This is a genomic window from Cupriavidus sp. 01L45 (genome assembly GCF_056399885.1).
In genome coordinates this window covers 1-1,792 of record NZ_JBFTSG010000146.1, presented here as the reverse complement: position 1 = coordinate 1,792, position 1,792 = coordinate 1, and the positions used below count along the sequence as shown (strand labels likewise).

Here is a 1,792-nt window from a genome sequence, read left to right as displayed (position 1 = left end):
CCGCCACCGCCGGCCCGCAGGCCATGACCCCCTCGGAAGCCTTCGTCGAGACCCTTGCCGCCAACGGCGTGACCGACATGTTCGGCATCATGGGGTCGGCCTTCATGGACGCCATGGACATCTTCGCCCCCGCCGGCATCCGCCTGATCCCCGTCGTGCATGAGCAGGGCGCCGGCCACATGGCCGACGGCTATGCCCGCGTCTCCGGCCGCCACGGCGTCGTCATCGGCCAGAACGGCCCCGGCATCAGCAACTGCGTCACCGCCATCGCCGCCGCTTACTGGGCCCACAGCCCCGTGGTCATCGTCACCCCCGAAGCCGGCACCATGGGCATCGGCCTGGGCGGCTTCCAGGAAGCCAAGCAGYTGCCGATGTTCCAGGAGTTCACCAAGTACCAGGGCCACGTCACCCACCCGGCCCGCATGGCCGAGTTCACCGGCCGCTGCTTCGACCGCGCCATGGCCGAGATGGGCCCCACCCAGCTCAATATCCCCCGCGACTACTTCTACGGACAGATCAAGGCCGAGATCCCCCAGCCCCAGCGCCTGGACCGCGGCCCCGGCGGCGACCAGCGCCTGAACGAAGCCGCCGAACTGCTCGCGCAGGCCAGGTTCCCCGTCATCATCTCCGGCGGCGGCGTGGTCATGGCCGATGCCATCGCGGAGTGCCAGGCGCTGGCCGAGCGGCTGGGCGCCCCGGTGGTCAACAGCTACCTGCATAACGACTCCTTCCCCGCCAGCCACCCGCTGTGGTGCGGCCCGCTGGGCTACCAGGGCTCCAAGGCGGCCATGAAGCTGCTCGCCCGCGCCGACGTCGTCATCGCCCTCGGCTCGCGCCTCGGACCGTTCGGCACCCTGCCCCAGCACGGCATGGACTACTGGCCCAAGAACGCCAAGATCATCCAGATCGATGCCGACCATAAGATGCTTGGCCTGGTGAAGAAGATCTCGGTGGGCATCTGCGGCGACGCCAAGGCCGCCGCCGTGGCGCTGACCGAGCGTCTGGCCGGACGCACGCTGGCGTGCGACGCCTCCCGCGAAGACCGCGCCGGCCAGATCGCCGCCGAGAAGGCCGCCTGGGAGAAGGAGCTCGACGAGTGGACCCACGAGCGCGACCCCTACAGCCTGGACATGATCGAGGAGCAGAAGCAGGAACGCACGCCCACCGGCGGCCACTACCTGCATCCGCGCCAGGTCCTGCGCGAGCTGGAGAAGGCCATGCCGGAAGACGTGATGGTTTCCACCGACATCGGCAACATCAACTCGGTGGCCAACAGCTACCTGCGCTTCAACAAGCCGCGCAGCTTCTTCGCCGCCATGAGCTGGGGCAACTGCGGCTATGCCTTCCCCACCATCATCGGCGCCAAGGTGGCCGCACCCCACCGCCCGGCCGTGTCCTATGCCGGCGACGGCGCCTGGGGCATGAGCCTGATGGAAACCATGACCTGCGTGCGCCACAACATCCCGGTGACGGCCGTGGTGTTCCACAACCGCCAGTGGGGCGCGGAGAAGAAGAACCAGGTGGACTTCTACAACCGCCGCTTCGTCGCCGGCGAACTGGACAACCAGAGCTTTGCCGAGATCGCCCGCGCCATGGGCGCCGAAGGCATCGTGGTGGACAAGCTGGAGGATGTGGGCCCGGCGCTCAAGCGCGCCATCGACCTGCAGATGAACCACGGCAAGACCACCATCATCGAAATCATGTGCACCCGCGAGCTGGGCGACCCGTTCCGCCGCGATGCGCTCGCCAAGCCCGTGCGCATGCTCGACAAGTACAAGGACTACGTTTGAGC

At 68.1% G+C, this 1,792-nt stretch carries 1 protein-coding gene; it reads left to right on the top strand.

Annotated elements, in window-relative coordinates:
- Positions 1 to 1,790 (top strand): sulfoacetaldehyde acetyltransferase (xsc, locus tag AC1DT6_RS40410; RefSeq protein ID WP_477112230.1); only part of this gene is annotated, 1,790 nt, incomplete at its 5' end.
- Between the last annotated feature and the right edge of the window lie 2 nt (positions 1,791 to 1,792).